The following is a 20,062-nucleotide window of genomic DNA, read 5'->3' as shown; positions in this document are numbered from 1 at the left end:
TCGGTGCCGGTTTTTTCGTTTTCTCAGTTTTATTTTTATAGGGATTATTATGCGACATTTAAACTTAGCACTCGCTATGGTGGCATTAACAGCCTGCTCGGGTGAATCTACAGTCGAAGCACCAACACCTTCTGCAGCATCACCAGGCTATTTAACACAGACAGCCAACAACCCACTATTTACCGACGTATTCACAGCCGACCCAGCAGCCCTGGTGCACAACGACACAGTTTACTTGTACACCGGCCATGATGAAGCGCCTAACAACGATGTGTTCTTTCAAATGCACGACTGGCTGGTTTTCAGCTCTACCGACATGGTGAACTGGGAAGCACATGGCCCGATTATGAAAGCCACCGACTTTACATGGGCGAAAGGCGATGCCTGGGCAGCGCACATGGTTGAAAAGGACGGTACGTTTTACTTTTACACCACCGTTCGCCACAAAGACGACAAGCCCGGCTTTGCCATTGGTGTAGCAACCTCAGATTCACCTACTGGCCCGTTCAAAGATGCCATTGGAAAAGCACTGGTTACTGATGACATGACCAAGCATACCCCGAACGATTGGGACGATATCGACCCCGCTATTTTCATTGAGGAAAATGGTGATACCTATATGTTTTTTGGTAATTTGGTTCCTAAATACGTGAAGCTCAAAGACAATATGATTGAGCTTGACGGTGACATTAAGGCACTTGATTTACCCAATTACACCGAAGCGTCCTGGGTGCATAAAAAAGGCGATAACTACTATTTAAGTTACGCCTGTGAATTCCCGGAAAAAATTTGCTACGCCATGAGCAAGAGTATTCATGGCCCATGGGAATACAAAGGGATCCTGAACGAAATTGCCGGAAACACAGAAACCAATCACCAGTCTATCATCGAGTTTAAAGGCAAGGATTACTTCATCTATCACACAGGTGCAGTACCGCCTATCGACGGCAAACCCAGCGGTGGCCGCTTCCGCCGTTCAGTTGCCATAGACCCGCTTTATTACAACGAAGATGGCACGCTAAAACGCGTCGTCATGACAACGGAAGGTATTCAGCCTTAAGGAGTTACATTATGAAAAGCAAATTGCTGGTAGCCACGTTATTTGGCGTTGGTTTGTCGTTCGGCTGTGTGTCGGAACAACACGACGTCACCCTCACTGCGAACCTTAAAGAAACAGGCCCGCTTTTACACAAAGACATCTACGGGCAATTTGCCGAGCACCTTGGCCGGGGTATTTATGAAGGGATTTATGTAGGACCCGACTCTGATATTCCCAACACCAAGGGGTTTCGCAATGATGTACTCAATGCATTAAAAGCAATAAAAGTTCCGCTGGTGCGTTGGCCCGGCGGCTGCTTTGCCGACGAATACCACTGGCGCGACGGCATCGGTAAACAGAGCGAACGCCCGGTAAAAGTCAATACGCACTGGGGCGGCGTGGAAGAAACTAACGCCGTTGGCACACATGAAATCTTTGATTTCATCGAGCTACTTGGCGCTGATGCATATATAAACGGCAATCTGGGCAGCGGCAGCGTGCAAGAGATGGCGGAGTGGGTTGAATACATGACCTCCGATAAAAACTCCACACTGGCCAATGAGCGACGTAAAAACGGTCGCGAAGAACCCTGGGACATCGCTTACTTCGGTATTGGCAACGAAAGCTGGGGTTGTGGTGGCAACATGAGCCCGGAATACTACACGGACTTGTATAAACAGTACGCGACGTTTATCAAAACACCTCCTGGTAAGAAGCCTAAACTGGTGGGCAGCGGCGGCCATACTGAAGACACACAGTGGACAGATGTGCTGAGTGCAAATATTCAGCAAAACATGGATGGGATCAGTTACCACTTTTATACCTTGCCCAACAGCGACTGGCAGAAAAAAGGCCATGCGACTGAGTTTGATAATGACGATTGGTTTGCCACGCTGGAACGTACGTATCGGATGAACGACTACCTGAAAGCCAACATTGCCAAGCTGGATAAAAACGATCCGGAAGGCAAAATTGGTCTTTATGTAGATGAATGGGGTACCTGGTATGATCCAGAACCTGGCAGAGAGCCCGGCTTTTTATATCAGCAAAATACCCTACGCGACGCCGTTGTTACCGCGGTTAACTTTAACCTGTTTAACCAGTACGCAGATCGCGTACACATGACTAACATTGCGCAAATGGTTAACGTACTGCAGGCAATGGTACTCACCGATGGCGCAGATATGCTGGTTACGCCAACTTATCACGTATTTGGCATGTACAAAGTGTTCCAGAACGCTACTGCGATACCGTTTACGATTGATAGCGGTGCATACCAACAGGGCGATAAGCAATTACCTGCGGTAACCGCATCATTGGCATTGGGAACAGATGGCCATGTTTATTTAGCGCTGGTGAATCTTGATCCAGAGAATGATGCGAGTATTGAGCTTAACTTGAGTAACGGTAACTTTAGTAAGCTTACCGGTGAGTTGCTGACTCACGACGCTATAACAGCAAAGAACACATTCTCACAAAAAGAAGTAGTGAAACCTGCTGCGTTTAGCGCTTCGCTGAATGACTTAACCTTGCCAGCTAAATCGGTACTGGTGGGTCGCTTGCAGTAATATCGCTTACTGTAATATCGCTTACTGTAATAGCTACAACAGTTCGTCCCCAGGCGGAAAACGTTTCACTCCAGACCGTTTTCTGCCTGTTCATTTTTATCGGTTAAATGCGGTTTACCCTTCAGATAACTTCGCCGAAATACCTTGAAATAGCGAGTCAACGCGTCAGCAGACGCGGTATCTCCAGCCAGTTTTAATACTTCAACACCGACTTCTGCAGTACACAACTGATAATCATGGGCAGCCTCCCGAAGCAAATAATCAGACTGTGCAACCGGGCGTACTCCCAATACCGGTAAATGCTGCAAGTACTCACTCTTGCGAAACATTCGGCGCGCTTCGCGCCAGGTGCCGTCGAGCATAATAAATAATGGTGTGCGGCTGTCTGGCACGCTATCAAGATTGTGAATGCATCGCTCTGGCTCTGCATATTCATGTGGGAAAATAATAATAGGCGCGTAACGCGCATCGTTGAGCAAGTCCAGTAATGCTTGCTGGGGCTCTAAGCGTTGCCAGGTAAAGGCGAAATTGGTTTTCACCACATCTGCAATCAAACGTCCCGTATTGGAAGGCTTGTAGCATTCGCCTTTCGCCATTAAAAACAAAAACGCTGCGTCAGCCATAGGCGCAGGGGTATGAGCACACATACAGTCTGGCACTGGCAGCAAACACTGCTGACAGCGTTTTACCTTTCCACCACGTGCAGCAAAGGGTTTGGTTGATAAAGCCAGTTCGCGCTGGCGGAGTGCAAGAATAGCGTTGTGCAAAAGTCAGGACTTCAAAGGTAAAGAAGCATAGTATACCTGAAATGCCAATTTACCAGTTACCCTCCCCGGTTATGTCTTTCAAAATAAAAAAATGGCACTAGAGTGTAATAAATTAGCTTTCCAGCCACTAACTAACAAAACAACACAATGACGAAATAAATGGGTAGCGATTTTTACACCACGCAGATACTGCCTTATGCCGGCATCATCATTAAGATCTGCCGTGCTTACACCAATAATCAGGAAGACTTCGAAGACTATTATCAGGAAGTGTGTCTGCAGATATGGCGCAGCCATGAGCGCTTCAACCACAATTGCGCCTGGACAACCTGGATTTACAAAATCGCCTTCAACGTGTGTTTAACGTATTTAAAAAGGCAAACACGCTCGCCGTTAACCTTTACGTCTGACCCTTTGCCAGAGCAAGTAATGAGTGACATTCAATTCGTCCAGGATGAATCAGTCCGATACTTGTACAAAGCAATTCACCAGTTATCTGAAATCGACAGGGCCCTAATTCTCCTTTACCTGGAGCAACAATCGAATCAGGTCATTGCGGAAATACTCGGGCTGACAGCGAATAACATTGGTGTTCGTATATCGCGAATTAAACACCGCCTGAACAAACTATTGCATAATTTGGAGACCTGACATGCGCAAATCCATTGAAGACATCTGGCAAAGCGGATTTATTGACGATATGGCGCTGATTGCTCCAAAAGTGAATAATCTGTATGCGATGAAGTCGCAAAACCTCGTAGACAAATTTGAATCACTGTTTGCTGCAAATCAGAAGGCTGTGCTCTTTGCTGCGATGGTTATTGGCAGTGCCGTGGCATACGTTGGCGCGCCATTTGTCGGAGCAATAATAGCAGCAATGCTAACTGGACTGGTAATGGTAGGACACGGACAGCTAAAGAAATTAAGCAAGATTAGCAAGGACCAATCTAGCTTTGAGTACCTTAACGAATTTGATATCTGGTTAGATAATGCCATTGCTCAGTACACCCAAATTTACCGCTTTTTTTACCCTGCACTTTTTGCAATTTGCACTGCGCGATATGCTTATTCTGACAGTGCAATAGGTGTGTTAACTCAACTGGACATGGTTAATAGCAACGGAATGCCGTCGTTTACTGTTTATGCTGTAATCGGGCTCATTTCACTTATTTTGGGCGTGGCAGGAGCAAGGATTTACCGCGCCGATGTCACCATGGTATACGGCAGTGAAATTAAAAAGCTCAAGGCATTACTTAATGAAATGAAGGCGTTACGAGAAGACTAAGGTTAAACAAAGCACAGGCTGAACCTGTGCTTTATGCATAAAGATGTCGGTTAGAACTTACCGACCACTGTTAACATAGCATTTATTGGTGCCGCTACAGTTACCTGATGAGTTGAGTGTGCATTGGGGTAATACACTTCGTCGGTCAGGTTTTCAATGTTCAGCTGAACGCGAAGATTATCTGAAATATCGTAGTATGCCGACGCATCAACACGCGTATAGCTCGGTAACACAGCACTGTTGCTGTTGTTAATAAAGCTCTCGTCCTGATACGTTGCCCCTACACCAAAACCAAAGCGGTCATTAACCTGGTAGGTAGACCATACTGAGAAGGTGTTTTCCGGCAGCTCACGTGGGGTCAGTCCGGTTGGGCCTGTGCGCTCTACAATTTCCCCGTCAAGGTTGCTGTAGTTCACCGTTAGGTTCCAGTCGTCGCTAATTGCACCGCTGAATTGCAGTTCAAAGCCTGAAATTTCAGAATTGATCACATCCAGTGTGGCCGGATCGTCATCAGCTACCTGTGGCGATTTCTGTTCGTTTTCAAACACCGCAGCGGTGAAGCTCACCCCTTTCGCAAAATCCCACTTCAGACCAATTTCCTGGTTGCTGTAAGTATCTGGATCGAGTTGGCTTTTGTCGCCATTTATATCGGTGTATTGCTCGCCGCTACGAGGCAAAAATGACTCGCTGTAGCTGGCATACAAAGAGATATTTTCCTGCGGCTTATAAATCAGCCCGGCACGTGGCGATACCTGGCTGTCTTTGCGATTTTGCGTGTTACCCGCTTTCGCATCGAATACTTCGATATCAAAGCTGTCGAAACGCGCACCCAGCACCAGGTCCAGATGCTCTGAAAGCGCAATTTCGTCTTGCAGGTAGAATGAAAACACATCCAGTGTTACACGGGTATCATCATTAAGCGCGGTAAACGCAACGGTAAACGGCGTGCCTTCAGCATTCACGCCAGCCATGCCGCGAATGTTAAGTGGTCGCTCAATGGCAAAAGTCTCTTTGTCGTTACCTGAGGTACTGAAGACAGGGTTAAAGCGGTTCTGGTCTGAGTTGGTTTGAATGAATTCAGCGCCGGTGATCACAACATGGCCAATTCCACCTGTCTGGAATTCACCAATCAGATTGCCCGAAAAAATCAGGTTGTCGCGTTGGGTGTTGTCAATATACCCGTCAAGCTCAACAGTATTTTCGGCTTCATCAAAGTTGTTTGCGTAAAAGTTTGCATACACTTTGTCGTAATCGCCGTAAAACGCGTTCAGGTTTCCTTTAATAGTATCGGTAAACTGATGTTCTACGTTGGCACGAAACACATGCGCATCCAGTTCGTGGTAATTGTTGTTTGGATCGCCAAACGTAATGTCTTTTAACGCTTCAACGGGCTTGCCATTTTCACCGGTAGGGATACCGCGATCAATAAAGCGATCGTGATTAATGTATTCGTAAGATACGTCCAGCACTGTATCAGCGCTGAGTTCAAAGCGTGCAGTTGGATTAAAGCCGATACGCTCACCACCGAAGAAATCGCGGTGATTTTCTAATGATTCATACATTGCATTTACGCGTACTGCAGAGGTTTCACTTAAGCTGGCGTTAGTATCGATTTCTGCGCTGTACCCGCCAAAGGTATTCAGCGTAGCTTTGTAACCGGTAAACGCATCGTCCAGTCTGGCTTTTTTGGATACGCGATTCAGGATTCCGCCGGTACCACCGCGACCAAACAACAATGCGTTCGGGCCGCGCAGAATTTCAACCTGCTCAATGTTGTAAAGAGAACGGAAGTACTGCACATCGTCGCGGTTACCGTCGATATAAAAATCGGCTGTTGATCGCACCCCCCTGAACACCACTGAGTCACGGTGACCTTCACCCATCGAGGTGTTCACGCCTGGCGTGTAGTCAATAATTTCACCAATGCTGGTGATACCACGCGCGATGATTTCATCGGCGGTCATAATTGACAGGCTCTGAGGCACATCAATGATGGGGGTGGGGGTTTTTACCGAATTCGATTTATTGAACGACAAATACTGCCCTTCAACAACAATACGCTCCGGATCGTCTTCGGTATTTGCCAGTGCAGTATTGCTAATCAGCAACGCTGCGGTAATCGCAGATAGTTGGAATTTCAAGCCATTCTCTCCATTTGTTTGTGTGCGTTCTTAAGGCACAAGCCTGTGCGCGATGCATTGTTATTGTTATTAGATGTCCTGGGACTGCAATCGCGGGAAAGAATGTTAATGCGAATTATTATTAATTTCAACCAATGTAAAGAATTGGTTATATTTGATTATTCTAAGCGAATACCTGCGCCAATTCCGAGCACAATAATGCACGCAGGTAATCAAGCAGCGTAAGCGCTTAGCCGGCATTTACAACAGACAAAGAGTCTGTTTTGCATTGTAAATGCCAGCTAACTTATTCCCCGTAGCCCGTACTCAAAAGAGGTTAAAAACGGTACTCTAAGGCGATGCTGTATTGTTTTATTGCCATAAACTGATGCAGACTCACACCGCCGTTCAACGAAACATTATCGGTGAGATCCCAGGCAATACCAACGCCACCAAGTACTCCCCATTTGTTCGTTTTGTCTTTGCTTATTGTCGTCCACTCGGCAGACTGCTTTTGCGTGGTCATGCTTTCAATGGAGTAGTAAGCCACTCCCGCTTTAGCATAGAAGTGAAACGCGTCACTGATGGTGTAGAAGCGATGCGTAACGTCAGTCGAGATATAGCTAAATTCAGCATCGGTATGGTAGTGCTCGGTTCCGTCGGAACAAAATAAACAGCTTAGTCCGTCTAAAAAGCCCAAATCTATGCCACTGGCATAAGTCAGCTTCACACTGGTTGTGGGCATTACATAATACCCTACTGCCAGGTAGTAATTGATTAGATCATTATCACTGCCAGTCAGGTCATCGTCACCGAGAAACTGGGTTACCCTGTCGGGCAGTGCATTTCGCGCATCGCGCTCGTTATAGTTATAAAAGCTGGTAAGGGCGGCGCCTTCAACAAACCATCCTGCTGCTGCGTTGGCGCTGTTAATAGCCCCTAGCAAAACGAACGATAAGGCATACTTTACATATTGTTTCATGTGATTCCTGATTCTGTGCAAGTGGGTGCAAAACAGCAATGGTAATGAAGCGAAGTAAAATAAAGGTGAAATCAACAGGCGCAGTGAGACTTGCGCCTGTTTAACATTAAGAATGGAAGCCAGGCTTACAGGCTTTTAATAAATGCCTGATAAGCCTCTACTGCAATGGGCGAAGTCAGTACATTGTTGTGTTCTGCTCCTTCAACCACGACCAGATTTTTGTTTTCTGAAGGGGACACCTGATACAGTATCTGGCTGTATTTGGGCGGTGTCTTTTTGTCTTTCTCACCCACAATAACCAGCAATGGTCCAGTGTAAGTGCCAACCTGATACGCGTTATCTACCGCTTTTAAGCTTTCAGACAGCTTGTAGCGCGTCAGCCAGGCAGACCAGCCAGGCGAGTTGTCGTAAATCAGCTGCGTTAAATTTACTACCGCACCTTCCAACACCAATCCATCAGGGTTGCGCTCTAACGCAACATAGGTGGCTACCGCAGTGCCAAGGTCCACACCATGAATTAACATTGGCTTATCGTTGCGCAGTTTCTCGGTGGCGTAGTCGTATACGGCCATCGCATCCTGCAACATGTGCTCTGGCTTCATATCTGCTGGTTTGTCGCTGATACCGGCTCCCGGATAGTCAAACCAAATGATATTGGCCGGAATACTGCCTAATCTGTGCAGCTTACTGGCAGACTTGTTAATGGTTGAACCATTGCCTCCAAACAACACTATATTGGCTTTAGCGCCTTGATACAGTACTTGTACGCCTCTGATTTTGTTGCCTCTTACACCTGTAATAGCAATAGACTTAATTGCTACTGAAATACTGTCTTTAAACGCCTTTTCCTGAAAGCTTGTTAAGTTCAGCGTTTCCACTTTTGGAGACTGATAGATCAGATTCTGAGGCGTAACATTGATTACACAACCGGTTACTAATACAGCAATAAAGCTTATTAAAATGGGTAGGTAGACGCTCTTTCGCATGCTTATCCTTACCAAGGTGAATTCCATAAAAAGTCGATACTTATTCTCTAAGTATAGAACTAACTTGAAGTATTGAGTATAAGCCTATCAATTTAAAAGCCACTTTCCCACTCTCATCCCTTCGTTACTCATCCACTTATCCGATTTTTCAGCTTACCGCCCCAGAAAAAAGAAGGGGCAACACCGCCCTACACAGTGCCGCCCCTCGAACAACAAGGTTATGTATTAATTACTTTGGTTCGCGCAAATGGAATACCTGGCAACGCGTACCTAAATCAGGCTGTTGCGCAATGTTGGTTTGCTCAGCTAATCCGCAGTCGGTTAACCCCAGTGGTAAACGGGTATAACGGTTAAACAGCATCATGCCGCCACCCTCCACGGGGGCTAATCGCCACTGAGCAGTTTTACTATCACAGTTCACCATATCGATATTTGCCCCAGGTACAACCTGGTTATCCACCACGCCCAGACACTGCGAGCTGGCCGCATCAACTTTTAGCTGTAAGTAGCCAGTATCTGTGGGTTGGAATACCCAGGTTTGTTCGTCCAGATAGTTAAATGCGCGCTGTACCACATTGTCTTTATCAGCCGTGATAGCTTTACCGCTTTGCTGGCTCATCAGCGCCACCTCACCTATCGGGCGAAGCTGCCACTGATTACAGGCACTGTCGGCATTCTGCTGCAATACCGCCTGGTTTGCAGACGCTGAGCATCCTGCAACTGCCAACGGCTTACCTGAGTAGCGGTTAGTGATCGTTACATTGCCATCAATGCCCGGCGCTACCTGCCATTGCTGACAGTAGTTGTTACGCCATGCCGCAGACTGTACACGCGCGTTGTCAGCCGTGCTACAAGCCGCTACTTCAAGGAATTTGCTGTCTTCGCGATTGGCTAACCGCAAAAAGCCATCGGTGGTGGAATCGAGCACCCATTGTCCGTTGGTGCCGGCACACTGGCGTTGTACCGCACGGTTGTCCTGCGGGTCAGCCGAAATATCCAGACACAGCTCACTGGTTGCATTAACCAACTGATAACGCTGCCCCTGAACACGTGTCACCAACGGGCCGTTTTCGCCACCCGGCGGGGCTACTTCCACTCCCGGCGTCAGAGGCTCACCAAATTGCGGCGTACCATCTTCATTCCAGGTAAATTTTTGAGCGCGCAGTGAACGCGTTGCACTACAGCCATGTTCAACAGAATCGTTGCCGTGATACACCAGCCAGTCTTCCTTGCCGTCCGGCGAGGTAAAGAAGCCGTTGTGCCCAGGCCCAAATACAGTTTCAGTGCGGCTGAAAACCGGCTCTGGGTACTTTGTCCAGTGGTCGCGATTCATTGGGTCATCGCCCACCAGTTCCAGCAAGCCCAATTTGTAATCCGGGGTGTTACAGAAACTGGCTGAGTAGGTCATAAAGGTGCGGCCATTACGCTGCAGGATTTCGGCACCTTCAGTCACTTTACGGCCGCTGATTTCCCAGTCCAGCTCAGGTGTCGTCAGCACGGTGTGGGGCTGGCCGGCTTTTAGCGTCCATGGATTTTCCATTTCAGCGATAATGTTGAGCTGGGTGTCGCCACGCCACTGGGAATAAATCACGTACAACTTGCCGTTATGCTCAAGGTAGTTTCCGTCGATATTCCATACATCAGGCATTAACGCGCCTTTGTACTGATACGGCCCCATGGGGTCGTCGCCAACACTTTCCAGCACATTCAGGTGCTGGTGATCCAGCGTGCCGTCTTGCCCTGCGGTATACATCATGTACCAACGAAAGCCATTCGGGCCTTTTAGTCGGTGAAATTCAAATGCCCAGAAGTTACAGCAACGATCAGGGTCTGTGGATGACCACACGTTTACCGGAGTAGCGTCTGCCAGTCCTGCTAATGTGGGGGATTTACGCATAACCAGTTGTGATGTCCAGGTGGTGGTGGTGAGGTAGTAGTTACCGTCCCAGTATTCCAGCCACGGATCGGCGCCATTTGGAAATAGCGGATTAGTAAAGATGCCAGAAGCTTCCGTGGCTACGCTGTCTGGTTGTGTAGCGGTAGCATCACTCTGGGATGTGGTGCTGCTGCATCCGCCCAGTACGGCCAGTAACAAGGCCGCAGTAGTCAGCCGTTTAATCGACTTTACAATCATTGGTACTCTCTCTTTGTGTTGTCAGCACAAACCCATCGTTTGTAGATAACGTTAAATGAAGATCGCCTGCTGGCAAGGTTTGAATGCGGGTTTGGCGTGCGTTTTCGCCGGTCATTAACAGCGTTCCTCCCGTTAGAGGATAGGCATCTGCCGGTATAACGATTTGCTGTGGTGTATCCTGGGCACTAATGCCTGCAATAAACCACTGACACTGTGCCTTGCGAGCCAACACAACATATTTGCCCGGGTGAGCGGCAATGAGTTTTGTGTCATCCCAGCTTGTCGGCAATGTTTGCAGAAACTGCTTTACGTGCGGCTCAACCAATGGCATCTGCGCAGGTGTAGTAACAATGTGCTGAACACCTGAATAGAACAATACGGTTTCAGCCAATTCGAAAGCATTCGTTGTACGTCGCTCGATATTGGGAATATCGCCTAACACCGTGGGCGTAAAGTCCATAGGATCGAACAGATTGCGGGTAAAGGGTAACAGGGTTGCGTGATACGCCTGACGGTCAGCGAAGTCCTGGAAGAACGTAATCATTTCCTGGCCTTTGATCCCTTCTGCCGTCATCAGATTGGGGTATTCTCGCTGCAATCCCCGCGGCAGTGTTACGCCGTGAAAATTCACCATCAGCTTAAATTCGGCAGCATCGCTAAGAATCGCTTTAAAGTAATCCCATACGGCTGCGCCATCGCCCGGAAAGAAATCAATCTTTACACCGGCAATCCCCATGTCTTGCAAACGGGCAAATTCTTTGCGGCGGTCGGCCTGCGTAAGCAATTGACCTTTAGGGCTGTAAACCGTTTGGTTCCAGTGCCCTGATGAGTTATACCACAGCCATAAACGCACACTTTTGGACGCTGCGTATTTTGAAAGTTTAGCAATCCCGTCGTAACCAATATTCTGATCCCAGTTCACATCCACCAGCACATACGGCCAGTGCATGTCAGCGGCATAGTCGATGAATTCGCGTTGGGTTGTAGAATTAACTGATTCATCTTTTAGCAACCCCCAGCTCCATGCCGCAGGCCCTGGCTTTATGTAACCGGTATCCTGAAATGCTAGTGGGTTGGCTACATCAGTCCCCAGTGTAGAAGCGGCAATCGTATCCAGATCGCCTACTAACAGCAGTCGCCATGGCGATGTAAAAGGCAATGCATGCTCGGGTAACAACTGGCCGTTAGTAACGGTTTCCGCAGGATGAGGGAACGCAAGTTCAAATATGCCTTGTTCGTCACTTACAAGGTGACTAGCAGCATAGCCTTCGGTGATGCCAGCTTCACTGACTACCAGATAGGTATCCTTGTATTTAAACAAAGCCGGATATACCCAGCCGTTGCTGAACTGTGGCGTAAGCTTTCCTACAATACCGTGCTGGTATTCTTCTTCATAAGATGGATTGGTGTTCATCCACCCCGACTGAGCCGCCGCTTTAGGTTGCAGCCATCCCAAGGTGTCAGCAAATATGCCATAGCTGGTTTGCTCGCTGATCACTACGCGTGTGTCGGTAGATTTACCCAACAGTTCGTAGCGGAACGCCAGGCCGTCGTTGCTTAATCGCAAGCGGACTGCCAACACATCACCACGAGAATTTTCAACACTCACCAGCACTTCATTAGCCTGATACACAATGTCACGTTTCTTCCCGTGTATCAGACTATAAGTCGATTCAATGGCGCGTACGTCGCCAACACTGTTCAGTTTGAGCTCACTGGCAAACGATGCATTGGCGAGGGTAAGGCCCAGAGCAGAAGGCTGGATCACTGCCTCGCCTCTGCGCTTTACCTGATACACCAGGGCATTATCACTATTAAGCGACACCTGAGCACTGAGTTCGTAGTTCGGGCTGTGCAAACTGACAATGGCCTTTGCCCATACCGAACCCGACGAAATAGCGGTGACCAGCACCGCCAGTATCAGTTTAGTTGTACGCTGCCACATTATTACGCACTCGTATTACTTGGTTTCGAACGCATACACAATGCGCGTTGAATACACTTCACCCGGTAACAGGGTTGTGCTGGGGAACGCGGATTGATTTGGCGAATCAGGTGAATGCTGAGGCTCCAGGCAGAAAGCGCCGCGGAAGATATGCTGCTGCCCCATACCTGTGGTGCTGCCATCCAGGAAATTGCCTGAGTAAAACTGCACAGCAGGCTCTTCGGTGAGTACGCGCAGCACGCGGCCCGTGGTTGGCTCGTATACCATTGCAGCTTCAATTAAGCGGTCATCAGGCTGCGCTTTCAACACGTAATTGTGGTCGTAACCTTTACCTAATGACAGCTGTTTGTGGCTATCGCCAATGTCTTTGCCAATGGCTTTGGCCGCAGTAAAATCAAACGGAGTTCCTTCAACCGGCATGAGTTCACCAGTAGGGATAAGGCCACCGTCTACCGGAGTAATTGCTGAACTGTGAATGGTTAATTCGTGATCCAGAATATCGCCTTTGCCCGCCAGGTTGAAGTACGTGTGCTGGGTTAGGTTAACAATGGTTGGTGCATCGGTTGTGGCAATAAACTGCATATCCAGCGTATTGTCGTTGGTTAGCGTGTAAGTCACTACCGTGGTTAATTCACCGGGATACCCCTGATCGCCGTCCGGGCTTACGAGAGTTAATTTCACGCCAGCGCTGGTTTTGGTTGCAAACGGTTCCATGCTCCAAACTTTTTTGTCGAAGCCCTGCACGCCGCCGTGAAGATGGTTGCTACCATCGTTGGTAGCCAATTGATACTCGGTACCAAACAGCGAGAATTTAGCGTCTTTAATACGATTGCCGTAACGGCCAATCAACGCGCCAAAATACGGGTTTTTCGTTTCATAGTCTGACAGCGAATCAAACCCGTACACGATGTTACCGGATTTGCCGTTGGCATCGGGTACCGACATACGAGTAATAATGCCACCGTAGCTGATGACATCAATTTCAATGTTGTTGCTGTTTTTCAGCGTGACTTGTTTCACCGGTGTAGCGTCACTTAGCACACCATACGCACTGATTGTTGCAGAGGGAGTCGTTGTCATTGTTTGTCCTTTTTCTGCCATCACCTGACTGCTACAGCCAAAAGTGAGTGACAATACACCTGCCAGCAGCCACTTAGCGCGACTACCGGAGGCGGTGAATTGTTGTGAAGGACGTATTGAAGTAAGCGAAAGCGTAGACATGGTTAACATTCCCATAATTATTTTTATACTTTTATATTACAAATATAACAGGGAATGCAAGTAATGATTCAGTTCACTGGCAGGTGTGTTCCGCTGATGAAACCAGCAACACACATGCGTTAATTCACGGTTAGCGCTGAATTTCGCCCTGTTTTACCATAATACAGTCCATTCCCGCGTCTTTAGCAGCCTGAAAGCCAATCTCAGTGTCTTCAAACACAACACAATGTTGTGGCGCGACACCCATTTGCTTCGCTACGGTTAAAAACGTTTCGGGATGCGGTTTTCCATTTGTTACATCAGAGGCCGTCACCAGTGAATCAATCCGTGCTAACAATCCGTGCTTGGCAAGCAGATGTTCAGCGTGCGGTCGTTCTGCACCGGTTCCGATTCCAATTGGCATGGTAGGGCGATAGTGCTCAAACACCGCCATAGTGGACGGGATCAGTACAGGCTCGAGATCCATGGTTTCCCATGCCTCACGCTTGAACTTTGCCACAGCCACTGGATCGTGATCCATGCCGAATTTTTCGTTCAGTATTACGACAGTTTGTTGTGTAGGTACGCCGCCCAGGGAATTCATATAGTCCAGGTCGAACGGGTAACCAAACGCCTGACATGCGCGCTCCCATGCCACCATGTGAGACGGCATGGAATCCACCAACGTGCCGTCCATATCAAAAATAATGCCCTGGTAGCCGGATAAATCGACCATGAAAACTCCTTCGTTACGGTTCAAGAGACAGTTACCGGCACAAAAGTGCCGGTAATATTCATACTACAATGAATCGTAATATTATCATGTCAACTCACCGTGTGAACGCACCAGCAGGTCGATTAAATGCCTTGCTTAAGCTGATAGTAAGCTGCGTTGTAACGCAGTTCAGACTTAAAGGTACGCAGGTTAGTGTCACCGTCGATTACCACGGTTTCCACACCTGCCATATCAGCATAGTCTTCAATCATGCTGGCCGTGATAGCCTGACTGTAAGCTGAGTGGTGTGCACCACCAGCATAAATCCAGGCAGCACCGGCTACTTCCAGACTCGGCTTAGGCTCCCACAGTGCAGACGCAACAGGCAGCTTTGGTGTCGTTTCTGGCTGATCAACGGTATTCAGTTCGTTAACCAGAATACGGAAACGGTTACCCATATCGATTGGCGATACGTTAATCGACGGACCCGCTTTAGCAGCAAATAACAAACGCGGAACGTCACATTTCACACCAATGGTATGGCGGTGCAGTTCCAGGCGCGGCTTCTTACCGGCAATCGACGGGCAGACTTCCAGCATGTGTGCACCCAGCACTTGATCTACGCCACCTGTAAAGTTGTAAGTGTAGTCTTCCATAAACGAACAACCGCCTTCCAGGCCGTTTGCCATGACTTTCATGATGCGAACCATGGCCGCAGTTTTCCAGTCGCCTTCGCCGCCGTAACCATAACCTTTCGCCATCAAGCGCTGAGTCGCTAAACCAGGTAAACCGGTTAAGCCTGCCAGGTTTTCAAAGCAGTTGGTGAAAGCACCGAAACCACCGTCAACGAAAAATTTCTCCATACCCAACTCTAAACGCGCTTCTTTCATCAAGCGGTCGCGCTGGTAATCGTCGGTCAGCAGCTCTTTGCTAACATCGTATTCCTGATAGTAAGCATCCATTTGAGCTGCTACATCAGCATCGCTCACATTTGCTACTACATCAGCCAGCTCTTGCAGACCGTGAGCATGGACTTCGTAGCCGAAGGTAATTTGCGCAGCAACTTTGTCGCCTTCCGTTACCGCTACGTGGCGCATGTTGTCGCCAAAGCGTACTATTTTCAGCGACCGGCTTTCTGCCCAGCCCAATGCCGCACGACACCAGCCGTCGATTTGTTTAACGGTTTTTGGATCCTGCCAGTGGCCAACAACCACTTTACGCTCTTTACGCATACGCGTGCCGATAAAACCGAATTCGCGGTCGCCGTGTGCACTTTGGTGCGTATTCATGTAGTTCATGTCGATGCTGCTCCATGGCAGACCGGCATTAAACTGTGTATGCAGGTGTAACCAGGGCTTTTGCAGCTCGTTCAAACCGGCAATCCACATTTTTGCTGGCGAGAAGGTGTGCATCCATAAAATCACACCAATACAATTAGGCGCACTATTGGCTGCCTGACACACCTGATGAATTTCAGAAGGTGTTTTAACTGTATCTTTATAAACAATGTTAACTGGCTGAATGCTGTTATTCAGACCGGCTGCCAACGCCTGGCTATTGTTTGCCACTTCTTCCAGTACACGCGGACCATACAGGTGCTGTGAACCAGTAATAAACCAAACTTCTTTTTGTACTGTAGTCATAATTCTGTCCTCTATAGATAAAGGTGCGTTGCGGCTTATTGCTGACCGTAGTAAGCGTTTTTGCCGTGCTTGCGTAAATAGTGTTTATCCAGAATGGCCTGATTTAATGGCGCCGCGTTTGGACTCAGCGTGCGGGTTAAATAAGCCATACGGGCAATTTCTTCGAGCAGTGCAGCGTGATATACAGACTGCGCTGCATCTTTGCCCCAGGTAAAGGGCGCGTGACCCGCAACAATCACCATGGGTGCTGAAAGCGGGTCGCGGTCGGTATAAGCGTCGGTAATTTGCACACCCGTTTCTTCTTCGTAGTCACCGTTTACCTGTTCTTTGGTTAACTCTCGTGTACAAGTAATCTCACCGTGCACGTAATCTGCATGGGTGGTGCCTAAACAAGGAATGCTTTGCTTGGCCTGAGCCCAAGCCGTTGCATAGGTTGAGTGGGTGTGGGTTACGCCACCAATGTTGTCAAACGCACGATACAAATGCGTATGAGTTTTGGTGTCGGAGGAAGGCCGCATGGTGCCTTCCACTATGTTGTTTTCCAAATCAACAATAACGATATCTTCGGGCTTCATCTGGTCGTAAGACACACCACTTGGTTTAATTGCCACAACGCCTTTTGCGCGATCAATTTGTGACACGTTGCCAAAGGTGTAGATCACCAGATTACGGTGCTGAAGCTCCATATTGGCTTCATACACTTCGCGTTTTAATTCGGTATAACTCATGGCTTGCCTCCGCTGATATAGGCACCAAGGCTTTGATATTTCTGATAGAGCTCGTCGTAAACACCTGTGTTTTCAGGATTCGGCAGGTACTGTTTACAAACAGGCGACGCCATCACAGCCTGAGCGTCGGCGACAGTTGGGTATTCGCCAGCAGCCACAGCAGCCATGATAGCGGCGCCTAAGGCACAACTCTGTTCACTTTCTAATACGTCGATTGGGCAGTTCCACACATCGGCGCAGGTTTGCATTACGTAGTCAGATTTTTTGGAGATACCACCAATGACCACCACGGAGTCAATGGGTACGCCTTCAGAGCGGAATCGCTCGGTGATGGCACGGGCACCAAATGCAGTGGCTTCAACCAGTGCTTTAAATAACTTAGGAGCGTCGGCACCCATTTTAATACCGGTGATTGCCATCGATACCGTTTGGTCGGCATCGGGTGTGCGACGGCCGTTTACCCAATCAAGTGCGGTTATATCGTTTGCACTCACGGGCAATAACGCAGCGTCGTTCGACAAGCGCTGCAGGGTAATGGCTTCAATTTTGTCTGCCAGTTCGCTGGCGCCGGTTTCCATCAGTTCGTGCAGAAGGTTTTGCGTTGGCCATAACACCAGGTTCTTAAACCACGCGTACAAGTCACCAAACGCAGACTGACCCGCTTCCAGGCCTATCATGCCCGGAATAACCGAACCATCAACCTGACCACAGATCCCTTTAACACAGGTATCACCCAATGTTTGAGGTGTAGTAACGGTAATATCACAGGTAGACGTGCCCATCACTTTGGTAAGCACGCCTTCGCGGACATTGGCTGCTACCGCGCCCATATGACAGTCAAATGCACCAAACCCCACAACAATACCTGCAGGCAGACCTAACTTGTCGGCCCATTCCTGAGTGAGATTGCCTGCGGCTTTATCACTTGGCTGTGTAGACGGGTTAAGCGTGTCAACGATGCCATCCAGTAATGGATCGATACTGGTGAAGAAACTGTTTGGCGGGAAACCATTCCAGGCTTCATTCCACATTAATTTATGGCCGGTAGCACAGCGACCCATTTGTAATTGTGATGGATGCGTGGTGCCACACATCAGCGCGGTCATCCAATCGCAGTGTTCCACCCAGCTGTAGGTTGCAGCTTTCACCGCCGCATCGTTGCGGAATATATGGAGCGCTTTAGCCCAGTACCACTCAGACGAATAAATACCACCCATATAAGAGAGATAATTGACATCGTTATTGTTGGCAGCTTTGGTGATCTCACTGGCTTCTTTAACGGCAGTATGATCTTTCCACAGCACAAACATCGCATTTGGATTTTCCGCAAACGCGTCGGTTAAGGCCAGCGGCACACCTTCTGCGTTCACAGGTACAGGGGTTGAGCCAGTCGTGTCAAAGCTCATACCCACAACGTTGTCAGCGGTACCGGCAGGTACTTTTTTCCACAACGCGTTAACTACCTGGATAAGACTGTCGATGTAGTCCTGCGGGTGCTGACGATATTGGTCGCGGGCGGGTACGCAATAGCGCCCTTCTGCCCAGCGCGGATAATTCACCATATGGCTGGCCAGCTCTGTACCGGTTGTTACATCAACCAACAGCGCTCTGACCGAATCAGAGCCATAATCGAGCCCTAATGTATAACGAGACATAAACTTTCTATTCCACGAACTGCTAACTAAATTAGCCACCAAATTTAATTGTATGATAATATCAATAATACGCAAATGTAAAGGTAATATAAAATTAATATTAATGGTGTGGTGTTTAGTTTTTCATCACTTACAGCAATAGCTGGCAGCCTGATTGGCTGTGAAAAAGGAAAATGCCGCGCCGCTCTGTGTTAACCGTTGAATGGAAAATGCTATGACAACCCAACTAGAACAATTGAAGGCCATGACCACAGTAGTTGCCGATACAGGTGACTTTGAAGCAATTAAGCGCTACCAGCCTCAGGATGCAACGACCAACCCATCGTTACTGTTGAAAGCCGTGCAAATTGAAAAATACCGCCCGCTGGCAGCCGAAGCAGTAAAATGGGCAGCTGCTCAGAACGCTGTAACCGATGTTGCTGGTGCGGCAGCCGACAAGCTGGCAGTGTTAATAGGCAGTAAATTAATGGAGCAGGTACCCGGATATGTGTCTACCGAAGTTGATGCCCGTTTGTCTTTCGACACTATGGCTACCGTTGAAAAGGCCAATCACCTGCTGGCGCTTTATCGTGACCAGGGTATCGATACCAGCCGGGTACTGATCAAAATCGCCGCCACCTGGGAAGGGATTCAGGCTGCGCGCATTCTTGAGTCTCAGGGCGTCAAAACCAACGTTACCCTGGTGTTTTCTTTCGCTCAGGCTCGTGCCAGTGCCGAAGCCGGTGCTTTCCTGATTTCTCCCTTTGTTGGCCGTATTCTGGATTGGTACAAAGCACATCAGCCAGGTGAAGACTTTACCGGTGCTAACGATCCGGGCGTAAAGTCAGTAAGCCGTATTTACGACTACTTCAAGACTCACGGTTACAACACCGTTGTAATGGGTGCCAGCTTCCGCAATATCAGTGAAATTCAGGAACTGGCGGGTTGCGATCGTTTAACCATCAGCCCTGCACTGCTGGATGAACTGGCAAACACAGAAGGCACACTTGAGCGTAAACTAAACCCGGTTGATTCGCCAAAGCCAGCGCCAGCGGCATTAACTGAGCAAGCGTTCCGCTGGGACATGAACGAAGATCAAATGGCTCACGACAAACTGGCAGAAGGCATTCGCCAGTTCGCCAAAGACCAGGTTACACTGGAAGCCATGCTGGCTGATTTGGCATAACGCCAAATTAGCTGGTCCGTATTAGGGCGTGTTGATCTTTGCTGTATGATTTCGCAGCAGTCTGTGCGACGTTTATACAATGAAGCGCAAGTGAAGTGTAGTCATCTACATGAACTTGGGCTGAAGCAGT

16 protein-coding genes are annotated in these 20,062 nt (G+C 48.4%); 5 read left to right on the top strand and 11 right to left on the bottom strand.

Annotated features, from left to right (window positions below; translation table 11 throughout):
- Positions 1–49 precede the first annotated feature (49 nt).
- Both FJ444_RS12630 and FJ444_RS12625 read left to right on the top strand, forming a co-directional pair.
- A complete protein-coding gene (locus FJ444_RS12630; RefSeq protein WP_140958676.1) occupies positions 50–1,060 on the top strand; it encodes a glycoside hydrolase family 43 protein in 1,011 nt (336 codons plus the stop codon).
- 11 nt (positions 1,061–1,071) lie between these two features.
- Positions 1,072–2,607 (top strand): alpha-N-arabinofuranosidase, encoded by a 1,536-nt coding sequence (locus tag FJ444_RS12625; protein ID WP_140958675.1) that lies wholly within the window; start codon positions 1,072–1,074, stop codon positions 2,605–2,607.
- A gap of 65 nt (positions 2,608–2,672) precedes the next feature.
- On the opposite strand, the gene FJ444_RS12620 is transcribed toward FJ444_RS12625, so the two are convergent.
- Positions 2,673–3,374 (bottom strand): tRNA-uridine aminocarboxypropyltransferase, encoded by a 702-nt coding sequence (locus FJ444_RS12620; RefSeq protein ID WP_140958674.1) that lies wholly within the window; start codon positions 3,372–3,374, stop codon positions 2,673–2,675.
- Positions 3,375–3,533: 159 nt separating this feature from the next.
- Between FJ444_RS12620 and FJ444_RS12615 the strand changes: the two genes are divergently transcribed.
- Together FJ444_RS12615 and FJ444_RS12610 are read left to right on the top strand one after the other, a co-directional pair.
- Positions 3,534–4,025, top strand: coding sequence for an RNA polymerase sigma factor (locus FJ444_RS12615; RefSeq protein ID WP_140958673.1), 492 nt, complete (start codon positions 3,534–3,536; stop codon positions 4,023–4,025).
- A gap of 1 nt (position 4,026) precedes the next feature.
- Positions 4,027–4,659, top strand: a complete 633-nt coding sequence (locus FJ444_RS12610; RefSeq protein ID WP_140958672.1) for a hypothetical protein — start codon at positions 4,027–4,029, stop codon at positions 4,657–4,659.
- 50 nt (positions 4,660–4,709) lie between these two features.
- On the opposite strand, the gene FJ444_RS12605 is transcribed toward FJ444_RS12610, so the two are convergent.
- The 10 genes from FJ444_RS12605 to FJ444_RS12560 form a co-directional block, all read right to left on the bottom strand.
- Entirely contained in the window at positions 4,710–6,800 is a 2,091-nt protein-coding gene (locus tag FJ444_RS12605) for a TonB-dependent siderophore receptor (RefSeq protein WP_140958671.1), read from the bottom strand.
- 316 nt (positions 6,801–7,116) lie between these two features.
- Positions 7,117–7,761 (bottom strand): outer membrane protein, encoded by a 645-nt coding sequence (locus FJ444_RS12600; protein WP_140958670.1) that lies wholly within the window; start codon positions 7,759–7,761, stop codon positions 7,117–7,119.
- Positions 7,762–7,886: 125 nt separating this feature from the next.
- A complete protein-coding gene (locus FJ444_RS12595; RefSeq protein WP_140958669.1) occupies positions 7,887–8,747 on the bottom strand; it encodes an alpha/beta hydrolase in 861 nt (286 codons plus the stop codon).
- A 229-nt stretch (positions 8,748–8,976) separates the two neighbouring features.
- A complete protein-coding gene (locus FJ444_RS12590) occupies positions 8,977–10,881 on the bottom strand; it encodes a family 43 glycosylhydrolase (protein WP_140958668.1) in 1,905 nt (634 codons plus the stop codon).
- Positions 10,862–12,826 (bottom strand): glycoside hydrolase family 97 protein, encoded by a 1,965-nt coding sequence (locus FJ444_RS12585; RefSeq protein WP_140958667.1) that lies wholly within the window; start codon positions 12,824–12,826, stop codon positions 10,862–10,864. Before FJ444_RS12585 ends, FJ444_RS12590 begins: the two co-directional genes overlap by 20 nt.
- A gap of 15 nt (positions 12,827–12,841) precedes the next feature.
- A complete protein-coding gene (locus tag FJ444_RS12580; protein WP_140958666.1) occupies positions 12,842–14,047 on the bottom strand; it encodes an aldose epimerase family protein in 1,206 nt (401 codons plus the stop codon).
- Positions 14,048–14,177: 130 nt separating this feature from the next.
- Positions 14,178–14,762, bottom strand: a complete 585-nt coding sequence (locus FJ444_RS12575; protein ID WP_140958665.1) for an HAD family phosphatase — start codon at positions 14,760–14,762, stop codon at positions 14,178–14,180.
- Positions 14,763–14,884: 122 nt separating this feature from the next.
- On the bottom strand, positions 14,885–16,384 hold the full coding sequence (gene araA, locus FJ444_RS12570) for an L-arabinose isomerase (RefSeq protein WP_140958664.1): 1,500 nt from the start codon (positions 16,382–16,384) through the stop codon (positions 14,885–14,887).
- Between the two features lie 35 nt (positions 16,385–16,419).
- Positions 16,420–17,112, bottom strand: coding sequence for an L-ribulose-5-phosphate 4-epimerase (locus FJ444_RS12565; protein ID WP_140958663.1), 693 nt, complete (start codon positions 17,110–17,112; stop codon positions 16,420–16,422).
- Entirely contained in the window at positions 17,109–18,767 is a 1,659-nt protein-coding gene (locus FJ444_RS12560) for a ribulokinase (RefSeq protein WP_140958662.1), read from the bottom strand. The genes FJ444_RS12565 and FJ444_RS12560 overlap by 4 nt, the downstream gene beginning before the upstream one ends.
- A 214-nt stretch (positions 18,768–18,981) precedes the next feature.
- On the opposite strand from FJ444_RS12560, the gene tal reads away from it, so the two are divergent.
- Entirely contained in the window at positions 18,982–19,932 is a 951-nt protein-coding gene (tal, locus tag FJ444_RS12555; RefSeq protein ID WP_140958661.1) for a transaldolase, read from the top strand.
- Positions 19,933–20,062: the final 130 nt, after the last annotated feature.

This window comes from Aestuariibacter sp. GS-14, from assembly GCF_006494365.1.
In the GTDB taxonomy this organism is placed as follows: domain Bacteria; phylum Pseudomonadota; class Gammaproteobacteria; order Enterobacterales; family Alteromonadaceae; genus Alteromonas; species Alteromonas mangrovi.
The sequence above is the reverse complement of the archived record's forward strand: the minus strand, read 5'-3'. Positions and strand labels throughout refer to the sequence as shown.